17 protein-coding genes and 2 pseudogenes are annotated in these 16,306 nt (G+C 59.9%); 17 read left to right on the top strand and 2 right to left on the bottom strand.

The window, feature by feature from the left end; all coding sequences use genetic code 11:
* Nucleotides 1–17 precede the first annotated feature (17 nt).
* From M1E10_RS00570 to M1E10_RS00490, 17 genes and pseudogenes are all read left to right on the top strand, one after another.
* Nucleotides 18–602: a dioxygenase family protein gene (locus M1E10_RS00570; protein WP_499173081.1), complete on the top strand. Its 585-nt coding sequence runs from the start codon at nucleotides 18–20 to the stop codon at nucleotides 600–602.
* 98 nt (nucleotides 603–700) lie between these two features.
* Complete coding sequence (locus tag M1E10_RS00565; RefSeq protein ID WP_499173080.1) at nucleotides 701–901, top strand: Rossmann-fold NAD(P)-binding domain-containing protein; 201 nt, start codon at nucleotides 701–703, stop codon at nucleotides 899–901.
* Nucleotides 902–920: 19 nt separating this feature from the next.
* Nucleotides 921–1,100: a hypothetical protein gene (locus M1E10_RS00560; RefSeq protein WP_499173079.1), complete on the top strand. Its 180-nt coding sequence runs from the start codon at nucleotides 921–923 to the stop codon at nucleotides 1,098–1,100.
* A gap of 143 nt (nucleotides 1,101–1,243) precedes the next feature.
* On the top strand, nucleotides 1,244–1,501 hold the full coding sequence (locus M1E10_RS00555) for a hypothetical protein (protein WP_499173078.1): 258 nt from the start codon (nucleotides 1,244–1,246) through the stop codon (nucleotides 1,499–1,501).
* Between the two features lie 188 nt (nucleotides 1,502–1,689).
* The gene (locus M1E10_RS00550) at nucleotides 1,690–2,412 is read left to right on the top strand and encodes a response regulator transcription factor family protein (protein WP_499173077.1); all 723 of its coding nucleotides are present in this window, start codon (nucleotides 1,690–1,692) and stop codon (nucleotides 2,410–2,412) included.
* A gap of 44 nt (nucleotides 2,413–2,456) precedes the next feature.
* Entirely contained in the window at nucleotides 2,457–3,872 is a 1,416-nt protein-coding gene (locus tag M1E10_RS00545; RefSeq protein ID WP_499173076.1) for an ATP-binding protein, read from the top strand.
* Between the two features lie 278 nt (nucleotides 3,873–4,150).
* A complete protein-coding gene (locus M1E10_RS00540; protein WP_499173423.1) occupies nucleotides 4,151–4,477 on the top strand; it encodes an EthD domain-containing protein in 327 nt (108 codons plus the stop codon).
* A gap of 210 nt (nucleotides 4,478–4,687) precedes the next feature.
* Nucleotides 4,688–5,620, top strand: a complete 933-nt coding sequence (locus M1E10_RS00535) for an AraC family transcriptional regulator (protein WP_499173075.1) — start codon at nucleotides 4,688–4,690, stop codon at nucleotides 5,618–5,620.
* 340 nt (nucleotides 5,621–5,960) lie between these two features.
* The gene (locus M1E10_RS00530) at nucleotides 5,961–6,611 is read left to right on the top strand and encodes a (2Fe-2S)-binding protein (RefSeq protein ID WP_499173074.1); all 651 of its coding nucleotides are present in this window, start codon (nucleotides 5,961–5,963) and stop codon (nucleotides 6,609–6,611) included.
* Nucleotides 6,611–7,630 carry an FAD binding domain-containing protein gene (locus M1E10_RS00525; RefSeq protein ID WP_499173073.1) on the top strand — a complete coding sequence of 340 codons (1,020 nt, stop codon included), beginning with the start codon at nucleotides 6,611–6,613 and terminating at the stop codon, nucleotides 7,628–7,630. The genes M1E10_RS00530 and M1E10_RS00525 overlap by 1 nt, the downstream gene beginning before the upstream one ends.
* Entirely contained in the window at nucleotides 7,630–9,801 is a 2,172-nt protein-coding gene (locus tag M1E10_RS00520; RefSeq protein ID WP_499173072.1) for a xanthine dehydrogenase family protein molybdopterin-binding subunit, read from the top strand. Before M1E10_RS00525 ends, M1E10_RS00520 begins: the two co-directional genes overlap by 1 nt.
* Nucleotides 9,734–11,974 carry a xanthine dehydrogenase family protein molybdopterin-binding subunit gene (locus M1E10_RS00515; protein ID WP_499173422.1) on the top strand — a complete coding sequence of 747 codons (2,241 nt, stop codon included), beginning with the start codon at nucleotides 9,734–9,736 and terminating at the stop codon, nucleotides 11,972–11,974. Before M1E10_RS00520 ends, M1E10_RS00515 begins: the two co-directional genes overlap by 68 nt.
* Before the next feature lie 601 nt (nucleotides 11,975–12,575).
* Nucleotides 12,576–12,743, top strand: a pseudogene (locus M1E10_RS00510) (chromate transporter); the annotation flags it as partial.
* An 11-nt stretch (nucleotides 12,744–12,754) separates the two neighbouring features.
* Nucleotides 12,755–12,958, top strand: coding sequence for a hypothetical protein (locus M1E10_RS00505; RefSeq protein ID WP_499173071.1), 204 nt, complete (start codon nucleotides 12,755–12,757; stop codon nucleotides 12,956–12,958).
* A gap of 89 nt (nucleotides 12,959–13,047) precedes the next feature.
* Nucleotides 13,048–13,398, top strand: coding sequence for a hypothetical protein (locus M1E10_RS00500; protein ID WP_499173070.1), 351 nt, complete (start codon nucleotides 13,048–13,050; stop codon nucleotides 13,396–13,398).
* 615 nt (nucleotides 13,399–14,013) lie between these two features.
* The gene (locus M1E10_RS00495) at nucleotides 14,014–14,217 is read left to right on the top strand and encodes a DUF4287 domain-containing protein (RefSeq protein WP_499173069.1); all 204 of its coding nucleotides are present in this window, start codon (nucleotides 14,014–14,016) and stop codon (nucleotides 14,215–14,217) included.
* 208 nt (nucleotides 14,218–14,425) lie between these two features.
* Nucleotides 14,426–15,298, top strand: a complete 873-nt coding sequence (locus tag M1E10_RS00490) for an alpha/beta fold hydrolase (protein WP_499173421.1) — start codon at nucleotides 14,426–14,428, stop codon at nucleotides 15,296–15,298.
* Nucleotides 15,299–15,576: 278 nt separating this feature from the next.
* Here the strand turns inward: M1E10_RS00490 and M1E10_RS00485 are convergent.
* Both M1E10_RS00485 and M1E10_RS00480 read right to left on the bottom strand, forming a co-directional pair.
* Nucleotides 15,577–15,735: pseudogene (locus tag M1E10_RS00485) on the bottom strand (PIN domain-containing protein); the annotation flags it as partial.
* Complete coding sequence (locus M1E10_RS00480) at nucleotides 15,732–15,983, bottom strand: AbrB/MazE/SpoVT family DNA-binding domain-containing protein (protein ID WP_499173068.1); 252 nt, start codon at nucleotides 15,981–15,983, stop codon at nucleotides 15,732–15,734. The pseudogene M1E10_RS00485 and the gene M1E10_RS00480, both read right to left, overlap by 4 nt.
* Nucleotides 15,984–16,306 lie beyond the last annotated feature (323 nt).

Raw genomic sequence — 16,306 nt, 5'->3', positions numbered from 1 at the left:
AAGCCGGGAGATTAAGCTTGCGTGCCACCCGACGGTCACTTCTCACCGCCTTCCTGTCGCTGCCTCTTCTCGATGCAGCCAAAATGCGGGCTTTCGCCCAAGCGGCGCCGCAACTGGCTCTGACCCGATCATGCGATGATGGGGGCGGCCCCACCTTGCGACGGGAAGCCGGACCTTACTTCAAACCGGACTCGCCGCTTGATCGCGATCTCTACCCGGGCGCGCCGGGTGGAGAACGGATCACCGTTGCGGGGTTCGTTTTCGACAATGGCTGTCGGCCATTGCCCGGCAGCCTCGTGGAGATCTGGCATGCGGACGAAAATGGAGAATACGACCGCGACGGATTTCGCCTGCGTGGTCATCAGTTCACCGACGTGCAGGGACGTTGGTGGTTCAATACGGTCGTACCGGCGCTCTATCCCGGCCGCACCCGCCATTTCCGCTTCAGGGTTCAACGTCCTGCCGGAAGCGTCCTTACCACCCAGCTCTTCTTTCCAGGCGAGTCCGGCAACGCGGATGACTGGATTTTCGACGACTCTCTGCTTCTGGCGGTGGATCGAACCCGCGACGGATGGTTTGGTCGCTTCGACTTCATAGTCTAACCGGTCGTGCAGAGGCACAGGCACCCGCAACAGCGACCCGGACTGGCCGATCAACGCGGTACAGTTGATCGGCTACAATAGCCAAGGCCGCTGTCAAAATGGCGACAGTTCTCCTGGCAAAGGAACCAAGGGATTCCGGCATTACGGTCAACGCGGTCGCACCCGGCTATACGGCAACCGGCTTGAACGGGGTGATCAAGGGGGCAAGGGATGGAGGAAGGTGCGCATGCATCTGTGCTTGCGGCACTCCTGCCGAATACGGTCTGACGGGCGCCTTCCTTGGGTCAGATGGGCCATAGTCATGGTGAATACAGCATCTTGGCGATCACCAAAGCCATGTCTCGACGATTCCTGCTGGCCTGTCAGCGCAAGCTGAAAAGGCCGGCAGTCAACGCGAAGAGCTATCGCAGGAACCGGCAGCTTTCTTGCAGTTTTAAGCATGGCAATCATGGCGCGGGCACGCATCATGATGGTCCCCCGGAAGGGCGTGAAGGCTAGTCTCTTGAACTCAGGCGCTGCCGCCAGGAAGGCCTGACACATCCTGTTACACTTTAGACTGAACCTGGCAAATCTCTGCGACAAACACCTTTTACATTATAGATGCTCAAGAGGGCACGAAACACGAAGCTAAGGAACGAAAAATGTTGAAGACCCCTATTTTTACAGCCGTAGCCGGAATGCTGCTTTTTGCAATGACCGGATCGTCCTTCGCCGCTGGCGATTACTACGAAGGTGCAAGCAAAGAGAACCGTCGCTCGACCACCGATTCTATCCAGACCAACAGCACGTCAAGCTATGGATATCCCTCCGGCAACACCAGCCGCGACAACCGACATATGGGCGACACAGCCCCGGTGAACAGCGGCGACTACTACAGCGGCGCGAACCGCCCCAACTGATCCGTCAGTTCATTCATGACATCGGCCGCAGCAAGGTCGCAAATTTTCGCTGCGGTTTACCTTGGAGTTCGCCGGATCAGCTTTAACCGGCGAACTCGACATACTTGCATGAATGACCACGAACCACCCTGCGAAGACACCAATGCAGCATTGTCGCTAGGCGCCAAAAACGGAAAGCAAACCGCAAGATGGAAACCGCTCCACATATCGCCGTTGTCGACGACCATAAGGACATTCGCGACTTGGTCGGCAAGTATCTGTCGCATCAGGGCTTGCGAGTGAGCCTTGCCGACGGTGGTATTGCCCTGCGCAAGCTGCTTGCGAGCAATACCCTCGACCTGATCGTGCTCGATATCATGATGCCCGGCGAAGACGGAATCACGCTCTGCCGGGAGATGCGCGCTTCGACACAGGTCCCCATCATTTTCCTGACCGCCATGTCGGAAGAAACCGATCGGATCGTCGGACTGGAACTCGGGGCCGATGATTATCTCGTAAAACCCTTCAATCCCCGCGAATTACTCGCGCGCATCAGGGCCGTTCTCCGCCGGGTTCAAAGCCTGCCCCTGCAGGAGCGACAGTCGATCAAAGCCAAGGCCATCAAGTTCGACCGGTGGACACTGGATGTCGGGCGTCATGAGTTGACCGGGCCCAACGGGATTGCAATCGCCCTGAGCACCGCTGAATTCCGTCTGCTCAAGGCTTTCCTCGAACATCCGGGTATCGTCTTAAGCCGAGACCAATTGCTGGATCTGACCGCCGGCCGCAATGCCGAGATCTTTGATCGCAGCATCGATAATCAGGTCAGCCGTCTTCGCAAGAAGGTGGAACAGGATCCCAAGAGCCCAAGCTACATCCGGACCCATTGGGGTGGCGGATATAGCTTCACGGCGGAGGTCGTCGTTTCGTGAGGTATTGGTGGAGACGCAGCCTTGCCGCGCAATTTGTCGGCTTCATGCTGCTGGCACTGCTGCTATCGCAGGCGATCGTCTTCCTGCTCTCCTGGGATGAGCGGGAAAAGGCGCTCAAGTCGGCCATGAAGAGCGAATTCTTCAGCCGGACAGCCTCCATTACGAGACTGATGGAATCCATCCCGGTGGAACTGCGACAGGAGGCACTGCTTGCCACCGAGACTACCTATTCAAGATTTTGGCTGAGCTCTGAGGAGCCGACGTCGACGCTGGCCTGGAGCGATCAGGCGGCCCGGGAACTGGAACGCCCTCTGGCCAACCTTGTCCATCTTCCCCCGCAATGGGGACTCCATCCTCCTTCGGTTGAGGTGCCCTCCGACACCGCCGTTTTCCGGCGCGCTAATGCGAGCCAAGGCTGGACAATCCCCTCCCGACCGATCTGGGACCTACCTCATGATGCACGGTTTGTTTCCTTTGGGCATGCGAAAGGCCTTGGCCTGGCGGTGAGGCTGAATGACGGCGTGTGGCTTAACTCGGCGCATTACAAGCTTATACCGAGCACTTGGCGGGAGCCGCTGATTACGCTCGCGACCGCTGCTGCCATCCTCTCCGTTATCGGCATCGTCACTGCTAAAAGGATCGGGCGACCGCTGAGGCAGCTCACGATATCGGCTGAGGCCTTGGGCCGGGGTGAAAGCGTCCCTTCGTTGCCCGAAGAAGGTCCAGACGACATCCGGCAGATGGCGGAGGCCTTCAACCGCATGCAGGACCGGCTTCACCGGTTTGTGGAAGACCGCATCCGAATGCTGGCAGCCATCGGCCATGACCTGCGGACGCCGCTGACCTTGCTGCGGCTTCGTGCGGAATTCGTGGATGATCCGGAGCTGCAAAAGAGAATGACCGAAACTATCGATGAGATCCAGATCATGACCGAGGCCATGGTCGCCTTCGCGCGCGGCGAAGCCACGGCGGAAGCAACGCGAAACGTCGATCTGACCGCTCTGGTAGAGAGCGTGTGCGAAGATCTCGCCGACCTTGGTCAAAAGGTCGAGTACCGGGAAGGCAGAAGCTACGCCTACCGATGTCGGCCTGATGCATTGCGCAGAGCGATTCGAAATCTCGTCGAGAACGCCGTTCGCTACGGCGGGGGCGCCAAAGTCTACGTGAGAAAGCAACCCGCGTCGATGGAGATCGTCATAGAGGATCATGGACCCGGCATACCACCCGCTCTGCGAGAGGAGGTTTTTTCGCCATTCTTCCGGGTCGAAAAGTCACGCAGCCGGGAAACGGGAGGCGTCGGGCTTGGCATGTCCATCGCCAGAGCAATCGTCAGACACCATGGTGGAGACATCGAACTGGCCGACAACCAGCCGGGCCTTAATGCGATCGTTAGGCTCCCGCCGACGCAACAGGAGGACCATGGGGCCGACAAGGCGCCTGCGGTTCATTGGACCTTGTAGTGTATCCCAAGAAGATACGGACAGAGCACACTCGGTCGAGGCTGCGATCATCGATCTCCGTCGCCAGCAGTGGCGCGATAAGGCACGATCCGAACGGATGGCAGATGATGAAGAACAGTCCGTCAAGAACAAACGCCCCAGACGATGCTAGGGCATTGGAGGATTTTCCCGCCTTTCTGCGGCGATGCCGCGAACGGCTTGATCCCACAATTCTCGGCCTTGGCGGCCACAGACGGCGAACGCAACACGCAAACATAGGGATAATCTCAGTGGTCAAGATGGTAATCACGTTCAAACGAAAGCAAGGGATGAGCGTGGAAGACTTCCAGGCTTATCGTCGCGATGTTCACGCGCCGCTGCTCTTTGCTATTCCGGAGGCAAAGCTCATTCGTCGCTTCGTCGTATCATATCCGATCGCAGCGCCGAACTGGCCGGAGCCTAGCTACGATGCGCTCGTAGAAGCATGGTTCGACAGCGTAAAAGACATCAACGCCCTGTTCTTCTCGGAGAACTTCCTAACCAAGGTAGATCCCGACCACATCAACTTCATCGATCTGTCGACCGCACAGCGCATGGTCTCGAAGGAATTGGTCGTCGTCGAATGACCGTGAATGAGGCGCGCAGGCGTCGGCTTGTCGCCCAGCCGATGCCGAGATTTTGAACGTTGCAGCGAACACGGTGAGCCTCGATCACTTCCCGATGCTCCGGTATAGAAGCTATCATTCGTCTGGCAGCAAGGTCTTTGCTAGACCTGAGCAGTACGGCGACGCGCCGGCTCCCGACAGGCGAGAATTTCGACATACGGAATAAGGAGCGTGGATTTGGAGGCCCTGAAGAACGCGGTGCATGGCTTTGCGAAGACGAACGCCGACAACACCGGTCTTGCACGATCACCGATCGCCGGACTGATGATGAAGCATCTCGACGGCCCCACGGGCGACTTCCACGCTTTGTATCCGTCTATGGTTTGCCTCATACTGCAGGGAGAAAAGCGCCTCATGGTCGGCTCGAAGACTGCTGCGTTGCGGGCGGGCGAGACCTTCATCATCAGCAACAGCGTGCCTGCCACCGGCGCCGTCGTTCAGGCGAATAGGAATCAGCCCTATATCGCCATTGCGGTTCAGATCGATGCTGCCTTGCTGGCGGAGCTGATTGCCGAATTGGATGCCCCACTATCGTTCCAACCAGCGCAAGACTGCCACCACTGTCTGAGCACAGCTACAGCAGACGGTTTCCTGGTGGACTGCCTGTTCAGGCTGGTCAGACTGATCGATCATCCAAAGACGGCTGCGCTACTTCGCAGCAGCATGATGCGGGAACTGCATTGCTGGCTCTTGTCAGGGCAGCACGGTGCCAACCTGCGCACGCTCGTCAATGCCAGCAGTCGCTCCGGCCGCCTGGAAAACGCGATATCACTCCTGCAGACGGAATATGCCTCGCGACTGCCAGCCAACCGGCTGGCGGATGCCGCCGGCATGAGCCTCACCTCGTTCCACAAGCATTTCAAGCAGCTTACAGCAATGACCCCGGGACAGTATCAGAAGAAGATCCGGCTCCTGGAGGCGCGGCGTCTCATGCTTGATGCCGGCCTTTCCGTCACCGCCGCCGCCTTCAGGGTTGGATACGAGAGCGTTTCTCAGTTTAGCCGCGACTATGCGCGCATGTTCGAGCTTCCCCCCAAGCGGGAAATCCGGATCGCCAGAAACAAATCGCCCGCGCCGACGGAAAACAGGCCGGCGGTCGAATGATAGGCGCAGCGAGCGAGACAGACGTCCGGAATCTCTCAACCTGCCTAGTTTGACGCGGCTTAGATTACGCGACTGGTAAGCTCTCGGCATTCGCCGAGGGACCGTCCGAGAAGCCGTTCAACTGCGGGCATCAAGTCTTCCGACGCCGCTTTTGAGCCGCCCTGCCTCCTGCCCACACCATTCCACGTCAGGTCATTGCAGTGCGTCGCACAGGGCTGAGCCCCACAGGCACGAAATCTGCAATCGGGTGAATTTGGCAAGCTTTGCGCAGAGGGGGGCAAGTTCCGCTCGCGTCGCCGCGATAGCTGTTGGGGTGAAGCCAAGACGTATGGAGACTGCCATGACCAATAACATCGATCTCCGTCAATCGGTCACGCCGCCGACAGATCCATTATCCATGTCGCGCCGCGATACGTTGAAGACAGGCGCCGCAGTGCTGGCGATGACGACGGTTGCCGATACCGCGGCACGCGCACAGGAGCCGCTGGAGCCCACTTCCCTTCATGTCGAGCGTGAAAACACTGTACGACTCGCCACCAGCATCAACGGCCGGGCCGTGCAGATCGACATCGACGCCCGCACGTCGCTGCTTGACCTGCTGCGCGAAAGCCTGTCGCTTTCAGGGGCAAAGAAGGGCTGCGATCATGGGCAGTGCGGCGCATGCACAGTCCATGTCGACGGGCGCCGCGTGGCCTCCTGCCTTACCCTTGCGGCGAAGGTCGAAGGCCGTGAGGTCCTGACGATCGAGGGGGTAGGGAACGAAGGCGAGCTCCATCCTATGCAGCAAGCCTTCATCGATCATGACGCTCTTCAGTGCGGATACTGTACGCCCGGACAGATCATGGCGGCCATTGCCTGCGTTCAGGAGGGAAATGCGACCTCTCCCGAGACCATTCGCGAATTCATGAGCGGCAACATCTGTCGGTGCGGCGCCTACGTCGGAATCGTCGCCGCAATCCAAGATGCCGCAACTCAGATGCGGAGAGCCTAATGCGACCGATCAGCTATATCAGACCGAATTCGCTCGAAGAGGCCATCGCCACACACATGCGTATCGGCCTAGGCGCTCGCTATGTCGCAGGGGGCACCAACCTCTATGACCTGATGAAGCTCAACATTGAACGGCCGGAGGTTCTGATCGACGTCACGGCCATCGATGGCCTGGGCGTGATCGAGACAACTGGCGACACATTGCGTTTCGGGGCGAATGCCCGCATGAGCGATGTCGCTGCCGACCCGTCCGTCGCAAACGATTATCCCGTGTTGGCGCAATCCCTCCTGAAAGCCGCATCTCAGCAATTGCGCAACATGGCCACCGTCGGTGCCAATCTGCTTCAGCGCACCCGGTGCATGTACTTTCGCAATGGCTACGGCGGAGCAAGCGGCGGCAGCGGCGAATATCCATGCAACAAACGTGTACCCGGAAGCGGATGCGCCGCAATCGGTGGACTCGACCGTGGTCAGGCGGTCCTGGGTGTCAGTAGCGCCTGTACGGCGGTCGCGCCAGGAGACTGGCCGGTCGCACTGGTCGCGATGGACGCGTCTGTCGAGATCGCCGGTCCGAACGGTCGGCGTACATTTCCTGTAGCAAACCTTTACCGACTGCCGGGCACCGATCCCCATATCGAATTCACGCTGGAGCCGAGCGAGATCATCGTCGCCATCAACGTGCCGCGCACGAATGCCGGGGCGAGATCGACCTATCATAAAATCCGCGATCGGGAATCGTTTGCCTTCGCCCTTGCATCCGCAGCAGTCGCCCTGGAAATGACCGGCAATCGTATCGACGCCGCTCATATTGCTCTGGGGGGCGTCGCCACTCGCCCGTGGCGAGCCGCCGGCGCCGAAGCCATCCTTGCCGGTCGTGACCTGACCGACGAACTTGCCGTTGCCGCAGGACGCGCTGCCCTTGAAGGCGCAAGTCCCGGCCATGCCAACGGCTACAAGGTCGAACTCGGCTCCCGAACCGTGGCCGATGCCATCATGATCGCTGCAGGGAGGGCTTCGTGATGCCCATGCCGCCATTCAATGATCGTGCTCGCGTCGATGCGCTCGAAAAAGTGCTCGGACGACCCATCTATGCGGCAGACATTCCGCTTGACCGCATGCTCCATGCCGTCACGGTTCCGGCCAGCATCGTCTGCGGTCGCATGGTCGCCCTGCCCGTAGAACCGGCGTTATCCGTGCCCGGGGTGGTCCGGGTACTCACTCCGGACGACTTCCCATCCCCTTCCGAACCGTCGGGCGTAAGCCATGGCCCTCCGCCCCCGCCGACCCTGACGTGGGACATCGTCTATCGCGGGCAGCCGGTCGCCCTCGTCGTGGCATCCACTCTCGAGGCGGCGATCCAGGGCGCCGAGGCTATCCGCCCGGTGTTCGAGGAAGAGCCCTTTTCCGCCATCGTCGGCAGCGACGGCATGGTTCGCGACGGCGGGGTCGAGGATGTTTCTTCCGGCGACACCAAGTCGGCGCTTGCGGACATAGCGACCGTTATCGATCAGACCTATGTCTCGCCGACACAGCACCATAACCCCATCGAGCTGCTGGCGACGATCGCCGTATGGCAAGACGGCAAGCTGGTCATCTACGAGGGCACGCAGCGCGCGTCCGGCATGCAGCACGACCTGGCGACCATCCTCGGTCTGGATCCTTCTGTCGTCGAGGTGAAAAGCGGTTATATCGGCGGTGGCTTCGGCCAGCGGGGGCCGACCCAGCGACAGACGGCGATCGTTGCCCGTGCCGCCATATTGCTGGGGCGACCGGTCAAGCTTGTCATGCCGCGGAGCCAGATTTTTCACGTGGCGACGTACCGGCCGTTGAGCATCCATCGGATCCAGCTGGGTGCCGATGCGAACGGTCGAATGGTGGCCGTCAGGCATGACGCCGAGCAGGAACAATCGCGGCTGGGTATGGATCCACCGCCGGAACGCTACCACGACGCACCTCCCCGAGTTTACAATATCCCGAATTATCACGGCACCGCGACCTACCTCCGGCTCGACCGTCAGAATCCGGGCTTCATGCGGTGTCCGCATCCACAGCCGGCAATGTTCGCCTTCGAAAGCGCCGTCGATGAGATGGCGATCGCGCTCGGCCGTGATCCTGTCGAATTCCGATTGGCCAATGACACGACGACCGACCCGCTGACGGGCAATCCGATCTCGTCACGGTTCCTGAACGAATGCCTGATCGAGGGCGCACGCCGGTTCGGCTGGGAGCGGCGGACGCCGCAGCCAGGGTCGATGACGGCCGAAGACGGGACGCTGATCGGATGGGGCGTCGCCGCCGGTGCCTATCCGGCCATGATGGTGCCGTCGATCGCCACGCTGCGCGTGCGCGCCGACGGTACGTCGCGCATCGCTCTGTCGGGCCATGAGATGGGACAGGGCATCCGCACCGCAATTGCACAGGCAGTCCTGAAGCATATCGACATCGATCCGGAGCGGCTCGAGATCGCCATCGGCGATACCGGGGCCGCCCCGCAGCACATCACCGTCGGATCCTGGGGCACGGCCGGTGCCATTCCTGCTGCAGAAAGTGCAGCCCAACGCCTCCATGAGCGATTGACCGAACTGTTTGACGGGGCCGAGATCGCAGGAAATGCGCATCGCAGGCTGGCCGCGGCTAGGCGCCCCTTCGTCGAGGTCGAGATCGTCCAGACGGCGCCGGGCCAGGATCACGGCGAAGCGGTGAGCGCCTTGCGGGCCGGAGGCTATGCGGTCGGCGGGCCGGAATATCCCGGCTTCACGGCCATGAGCTACATCGCACATTTCGTCGAGGTGCGGATCGAGCCTCGCACGCGTCGGATAAGGGTGCCGCGCGTCGTCAGCATCGCCGATTGTGGACGGGTTGTCAGCCCGACGACTGCCCGCAGCCAGATCTATGGCGGCGTGGTCTGGGCGATCAGCGCTACGCTGCGGGAGGAGAGTGAAATCGACCCGCGCTATGGCGGCTATCTCAACTGCGACCTGGCCGACTATGTGGTCGCCGTCAATGCCGACATTGCCGACATTGATGTCGGCCTTATCGACCAGCCCGATCCGCTCGCCAACAGGTCGGGTGTCAAGGGGCTGGGTGAGGTCGTGCTGGCGGGCGGATCGGCCGCGATCGCCAATGCTGTTTACCACGCAACCGGTGTGCGCCTGCGCCACCTGCCGATCCGCATCGAAGATCTGCTCTAGTCATCTGAAAGGGAATTGTATGCCTTCGACATCCTTCAGCGAACGAGCAAGGGTCGGTGCGCTCGAAAAAGTCCGCGGTCGACCGATTTATTCTGCTGACATTCCTGCGAAAGGAATGCTCCATGCGATGACGGTTCCTGCGGGGATCGCTCTGGGCACGATGACGGCTTTGCCGACGGATGCCGCCATGGCAGTGCGCGGAGTTGTCCAGGTTCTCACACCGGACGATTTTCCGCCGCCGCCGGAGCAATCGGAAGGCTTCCCGCCACCACCAACATTGACGTGGGACATAGCCTACAGTGGTCAGCCCATCGCGCTCGTGCTCGCTGAAACCATTGAAGCTGCGATCGAGGGCGCGGAAGCGCTCCGGCCGGAATACCAGGCCCGGGCTTTCGTCCCCTTCATGTACAGCGAGGGTGCCGTTCGCGAGCCCGTGGAAGATGTCATTGCCGGCGAGGCGATGTCCGCTCTGCAGACCGCCACGACGCTCGTTGACGAGTATTACCGCTCGCCGTCCCAGCACCACAACCCGATCGAACTTTTATCGACAACTGCGGTCTGGCAGGACGGTCGTCTGACAATCTATGAAGGATGCCAGAACACGACCGGCACCCGTAACGCGATCGCCGGCGCGCTTGACATCGATCCGTCGATCGTGGTGGTGAAAAGTGCCTATATCGGCGGCGGTTTTGGGCAGAAGGGCATTGCGCTGCGCCAATCGGCGATCGTCGCACGCGCTGCCATCCTGACTGGCCGTCCGGTCAAGCTCGTCACACCGCGGAGCCAGATATTCCATACCGCCACCTTTCGTCCGCAAAGCGTGCACAGGATTAGGCTGGGTGCCGATTCCAACGGTCGGATGATTGCGGTTCGGTATGACGCCGAGCATGAGCAGTCCCGCAATGGCTTCTTTCCGCCGAACGAATATCACGAAGTGCCGAGCCGCCTCTACGCCATCCCCAACTATCTCGGCTCTGCATCGAACCTGCGCATCGACCGTCAAGATCCGGGCTACATGCGTGCACCGCATCCCCAGGCATCCTGCTTCGCTTTCGAAAGCGCCGTGGACGAAATGGCCTATGCATTGGGAAGAGATCCCCTCGCATTCCGCCTAGCCCATGACACGGACCGGGATCCGGTGAGCGGCAATCCGCTCTCTTCCCGCCTCCTCAACCGATGCCTTGAGGAAGGCGCCACGCGCTTCGGCTGGTCCAAGCGCTCACCTGAGCCGCGCTCGATGACGGCGCCGGATGGAACGCAGATCGGTTGGGGCGTGGCTTGTGGGGCCTATCCCTCAAGCATGACCCCCAACATTGTGACCTTCCGCGTGAATGCCAATGGCAGCGCGCGTATCGCCTTGTCGGGCCATGAGATGGGGCAAGGCATTCGCACAGCCATAGTTCAGGCACTGCTGAAACATATCGACATCGATGCCGATCGTCTCGAAATCGCGATCGGTGACACCTCCGCAGCGCCGCAACACATGACGGCAGGCTCATGGGGAACCGCCAGCACCATTCCTGCCAGCGAGGTGGCAGCGCGCCGCATGCAGGAGCGGCTGGATGAGCTCCTGGACGGCCGCGTCATCGAAGGAAACGCTCACCGGAAACTTGCGGCGGTGAGGCGCCCGTTTCTAGAAGTCGAGATATCGCAGCTTGCACCTGGCCAGGAGCCCTCTGCACTCGATGACCTGCAGCAGATCGGGTTTGCCCCTGCGGGTCCTGCCTATCCGGAATTTACGACGATGAGCTATTTTGCTCACTTTGCTGAGGTCACGGTGGAACCACGAACACGTCGCATTCGGGTGCCGCGCGTCGTCACTATCGCCGATTGCGGTCGTGTGGTGAGTCCAAGAACCGCACGCAGCCAGATATATGGGTGCGTCGTCTGGGCGATTAGCGCCACATTGCTCGAGCAAACGGAAACAGACGGACGCTTTGGCGGCTACCTGAACTGCGATCTTGCGGATTACGTTGTGGCCGTTAACGCGGACATTGGAGACATTCATGTAGGCATGATCGATGAGCCGGATCCCGTGGCCAACGGGACGGGGGTCAAGGGCCTCGGCAACGGAGCAATGGTCGGTGCGTCGGCAGCCATCGCCAACGCGATCTTCCATGCAACCGGTACGAGGGTGCGGCACATGCCGATCCGATTCGAGGACGTGCTCTAGTCGTGAGCTTTCAAGGGGTGTTCATTCGGAGCGGACTTAGGAGACTATAATCTTCACACCTCGGTTTCAGAATCGCTCCGAATGAACCTGCACAAGGATGTCCTCCTGACGCCTTCTGCGTTGAGAAGAGATGCTTTGGCGACCAGCGAGCAGGTACCCTGAAGTCAAGCCGCTCGCGTCTACGGCGTCTCGGCGAAGGTCGTGTATCGCTGCGCGACCTCTCGTGCATAACGACCTCATGCCCACTGGCTAGGTCGTGCGTTGTGTACAATGCCGAGCCGGGCACCTCATCCATCTCGACATCATACGTCTCCGCCGCTTCGAGCGGGTGGGACACCGGATAACCGGTAACAGGACGAGCCAAAGCAGTCTTCCGGCGTCGGATGAGAGTACGTCCATGTTGCATCGCTTTCACCCGCATCTTCCCAGATGGAAGGCCGTCAGCGCCATTGCCTTCCTTACCTATATGACAGCCTGGCGATCAATCACGGTGACGTGCGTGATGGCCAACAACGGTTCTGCTATTGTGTCGAAAGACTTTGCCAAAGCCCAAAGGCGCTGGGTCGCAAAGACCACCGATCAACCCGTCAAAGAAGTAGACATCGTCCCCCTTTCGGACGCTGTCAAAGTCTGGCCTCGCGTGGCAGCGCTTAGCTTCGGAGGACCAGCAGGGCAGATCGCGGTCATGAACCGCAATCTCGTCGACGAGGAGCGATGGGTCGACGAGCACCGTTTTCTCCATGCGCTAAACTACTGCTTGCGGTTGCCGCGGTGCGTCAATTGATTGAGAAATGTTTCTACACCTCGGCCATCTTCTTCCCCACCGTCGCCCGTGGCGAGGCGGGGATCCGCATCTGCCTGACGAGCGACCATACGCAGCAGCAGATCAGGGACCTGGTGGCAGCGATCAGCGAGATCATCAACGACATACGGACGGTATCGGCGGCACCAGCAGCGGTCCGATCCCCAGACGCGCTTCGGTAAGTGTCTTATCCAAGTCTTCACCATGACAAGACTTTCCGCCACCAACGTGTGGGGCTGCGCGTTACCCATCCGGCTGGCAGGGAGGGCCTATGGGACAAAGCACATCTGCTTATTTGCAAGCAGCCGGTGACGTTAGATCGGTAAAACAGATCCGCGTCATTGCCGAAGCGATCTGCGAAGATCTTGCTGTTTCGTCGCACCTGCGGCGCAAAAGCTCAGCTCTGGTCCGCAAACTCGACCGGATTATCGACCTTCCGATCGCCAGCGCGACGTATCTCGCGCGCATTTGGCAGGATTTCGGCGATCTTCATGCGCTGTTGGAACAAGACCACAACAAGCTGAACCCGCTGCTGGCACCCGACGTCGCCGGGCGCTGGGTCCGGACCAGGAATAGCAAATTGAACAGACGAGCCAAGACCGGCGGTACCCGCGTTCCGTGATGGCGATTTGCTGGATTCCGGCTGTTGTGATCTTCGATGCAGGAGAATGTCGGTGTCGTCACATTATCGCCTGTTGACCAAGGTCAGCCGAGAATTGACGTCCGGCCAGTGCAGGCAATGCACCGCATCATCGCATGGGAGCCACCATCGCCAGACGTGTTAGCGAGGCGGTACGCCGGACACTGGCGGCGGCTCGGCATAGCTCATCGTATGCATCCAGTACCCGTGTCGCGCCCGCTGCCGCTGGCGCCAATAACGCTCGAAGAGCATCGCTGCATCACGCCAACTGAGGTTCATGCCCTGCTGCAGGGCTTTGCCCATCAGCGGTGTCACCTCCAAAAGAACCCCTTGCTTGTGGAAGTGCTCCGCAAGTTAGCGATAGACTTAACAAAACGAGGGCCTCCCGGAGAAGGTCCGCAACAATCGCACCAGACAGCGGACTTCGTTTGCTGCTTGCCAAGATGAGGATCGGCTTGTCCGACCTGGCCTCTGTGAAACCCGATCAGCGCCGGCAGTCGTCATGACCTAGATTTGCCAGAAGCAGTTCGATGTGGTTACACCCTCCTGGTTGTGCTAAGAGCTGAGACCATAACGGATTGCTCACTGGGAGGTGGCATGGCAACGAATACAGGCAAGGGCCCTGCTTCTTATTTTCCATCGATTGAGGCCAAATACGGCCGGTCAATCGCAGAGTGGAAAGTGCTGATCCGCAGCCAAACCGGCAAGAAACATATGGAGCTAGTATCCTGGCTAAAGCAGGAGCACGGCATGGGCCACGGTCATGCCAATGCCCTCGTGGCAGACACACTGCGTGAATAATTCCTGCCGACCCGGGTCGGCGTTGCGGACTCGCAGGTCTGGACACCGCTTCGCATTGGCCAGTTTCGTCCGTGCTCGAGGTCTGCTATCGCTCAATTGGCTTGTTGCCGTTAGCGGTGCTGAGGCTCGACCGTGTTTTGGTCAGAGTGATGTTGCGGTAGTACGGGAACCTCATCTTGCTTCTCACGTTCCCAAGGCCATGCCATACTTGCACAACCTACCCCGCCACGGAGATATCCTCCAGGTTCAACACGACCGAATCCACTACATTCAGGCGGGCGACCCGGTCGGACGCGACCTCGTCATGCTCCACGGGTGTGGCAGCTTAGCCGAGGAAATCCTCCTTCCTCTAGAGGCGGCAAAATACCACATTACCGCGCTTGACCGTCCCGGTTATGGCTTCAGCTCACCGCTTCGACAGGAGCACTCAGGCCCATCTGATCAAGCCGAATGGCTTGCGCGGTTTCTCGATGAAAGACAGCTGGAGCGACCGATCATCGTCGCCCATTCGTTCGGTGCGGCGGTGGCGGTACAGTTGTCAGCCCGTCGGCCCGATCTGATAGCGGGACTCATCCTGATTGCACCCTGCGTGAGGCCAGTATCCTACAAATCGCTGGCGATTTTGCGATTGGCTGTGACCCCAGTGGTCGGACCTTTCGTGCGTCGGCATGTGTTAAACCGCTGGTCTCATTATTTTGTCAGGCGGGCTCTAGCGTCCGCGTGCCGCCCAAATCCCTTGCCGCTTGCCCTGAACAGCCTGCCAGCTGCTCATATACTGACTCCCGCGTCCTTGTTGACGATGGCCAAAGAACTAAGGGCGTTCAATGCTGATATGCGTGAGCTCCCCGCCGTTGGCTCAGAAATCCCTGTGTCGGTGCTATTTGGAGATGCAGACCGCGTAATCGATCCTGATTGGCACATTGATTTTCTGGCGGCGCGCTTTCAAAACCTTGCGGTCCACAGGCTGGTTGGTGTCGGTCACATGCCGCATCACACCGAAGCGCAACAGCTGGTAAGCATGCTGGAGGACATGGAGCAACGCACACGCACTTCCGAAGAAAGATCTCGTGCGGTCGCTTGATCGCAAGAACTCAGACGTCGAGTGCATGGGAGCGAAGCACGCTTCGCCCCTGTGTCGGTTTCGATGACAAGGGATGGTGCCAGGCCGGGAAGGGTGACCCATTCCAGCGGTCGAGAGCGGCGCCTGTTGGACCGCCCGCGCCGGCCGCGTGGCTCCGCAACGCAAGCTGAACACCGCCGAGACGTGGTATCGTGCACCGAGTGTGAGGCCGGGTGGCTTTCGAGAAAGCAGGGGCAACTGGTGACGAAGCAGACAGCACGAGTTTTTACCAAAGGAGCTGCGCTATGGCGCAGGATCCAAACCAACTGGCAAAGGCACGGCGAAAAGACCGCGATCAGCGAAGCCTCCCTCAGAGGCTTTTCGGCAGCACGGCCCTGTTTCACATCGTCTTGCAAAACAGCGCGCGCAAGAACATTCGTATCGACCAAAATTTTCACTCTTCACACGCCCAGCCAGAGGCGGCGATCTCATTCATTTCTTCGATCGTCAACGGGTTTTTGACCTTCCCCGCGTGCCGCCCGATGAAGCTGTCGATGGTTCCGATCGACTTGGAAGCCCTCAAGCGGACTTCGCCGCCTGGAAGTTTGTCAAAGTCGATCCGTTCGTCCGGCTTGATACCGAGATGTTGCAGCAGATCCCGTTTTAACGTGACCTGGCCTTTTCCCGTCACCGCGAGTGAAGCCATGTCGTTCCTCTCTCTCGACGGATCGTAGAGTCCTTGAGAAATGCATTACGCACAAGCATTGTCCGCCGTTTGTGATCTTCGTCAACCGGAGGCTTGGGCGACCTCAAGAGATAGGCACTGAGGCTGCGCAGGCGCTGCGTGGTCGGCAGGACATCTGACCCGCTCCTCGGCAACAGCCGCATCCGTTTCGAGCATCGAAAGCGGGTGACCACTCCAGGGCTGGTCTCTCCGGTGACTGGCTGCTCCTTTCGGTGCCGCAAGGGCGACTGAAACCTCATGGAGTGTCGTCGAATTCTGCTAGCCATACCACGACTTGAAGCGTG

Source organism: Rhizobium sp. PK7-22, from assembly GCF_056530405.1.
Note: the sequence above shows the minus strand (reverse complement) of the source record. Positions and strands in the feature narration are given on the sequence as shown.

Bases quoted from the DNA above. Each gene is read 5' to 3' on its own strand.
- M1E10_RS00565 (WP_499173080.1), top strand. From the start codon at position 701: ATGGCGACAGTTCTCCTGGCAAAGGAACCAAGGGATTCCGGCATTACG.
- M1E10_RS00555 (WP_499173078.1), top strand. From the start codon at position 1,244: ATGTTGAAGACCCCTATTTTTACAGCCGTAGCCGGAATGCTGCTTTTT.
- M1E10_RS00550 (WP_499173077.1), top strand. From the start codon at position 1,690: ATGGAAACCGCTCCACATATCGCCGTTGTCGACGACCATAAGGACATT.
- M1E10_RS00545 (WP_499173076.1), top strand. From the start codon at position 2,457: ATGCTGCTGGCACTGCTGCTATCGCAGGCGATCGTCTTCCTGCTCTCC.
- M1E10_RS00540 (WP_499173423.1), top strand. From the start codon at position 4,151: ATGGTAATCACGTTCAAACGAAAGCAAGGGATGAGCGTGGAAGACTTC.
- M1E10_RS00530 (WP_499173074.1), top strand. From the start codon at position 5,961: ATGACCAATAACATCGATCTCCGTCAATCGGTCACGCCGCCGACAGAT.
- M1E10_RS00525 (WP_499173073.1), top strand. From the start codon at position 6,611: ATGCGACCGATCAGCTATATCAGACCGAATTCGCTCGAAGAGGCCATC.
- M1E10_RS00520 (WP_499173072.1), top strand. From the start codon at position 7,630: ATGCCCATGCCGCCATTCAATGATCGTGCTCGCGTCGATGCGCTCGAA.
- M1E10_RS00515 (WP_499173422.1), top strand. From the start codon at position 9,734: ATGCTGTTTACCACGCAACCGGTGTGCGCCTGCGCCACCTGCCGATCC.
- M1E10_RS00500 (WP_499173070.1), top strand. From the start codon at position 13,048: ATGGGACAAAGCACATCTGCTTATTTGCAAGCAGCCGGTGACGTTAGA.
- M1E10_RS00495 (WP_499173069.1), top strand. From the start codon at position 14,014: ATGGCAACGAATACAGGCAAGGGCCCTGCTTCTTATTTTCCATCGATT.
- M1E10_RS00480 (WP_499173068.1), bottom strand. From the start codon at position 15,983: ATGGCTTCACTCGCGGTGACGGGAAAAGGCCAGGTCACGTTAAAACGG.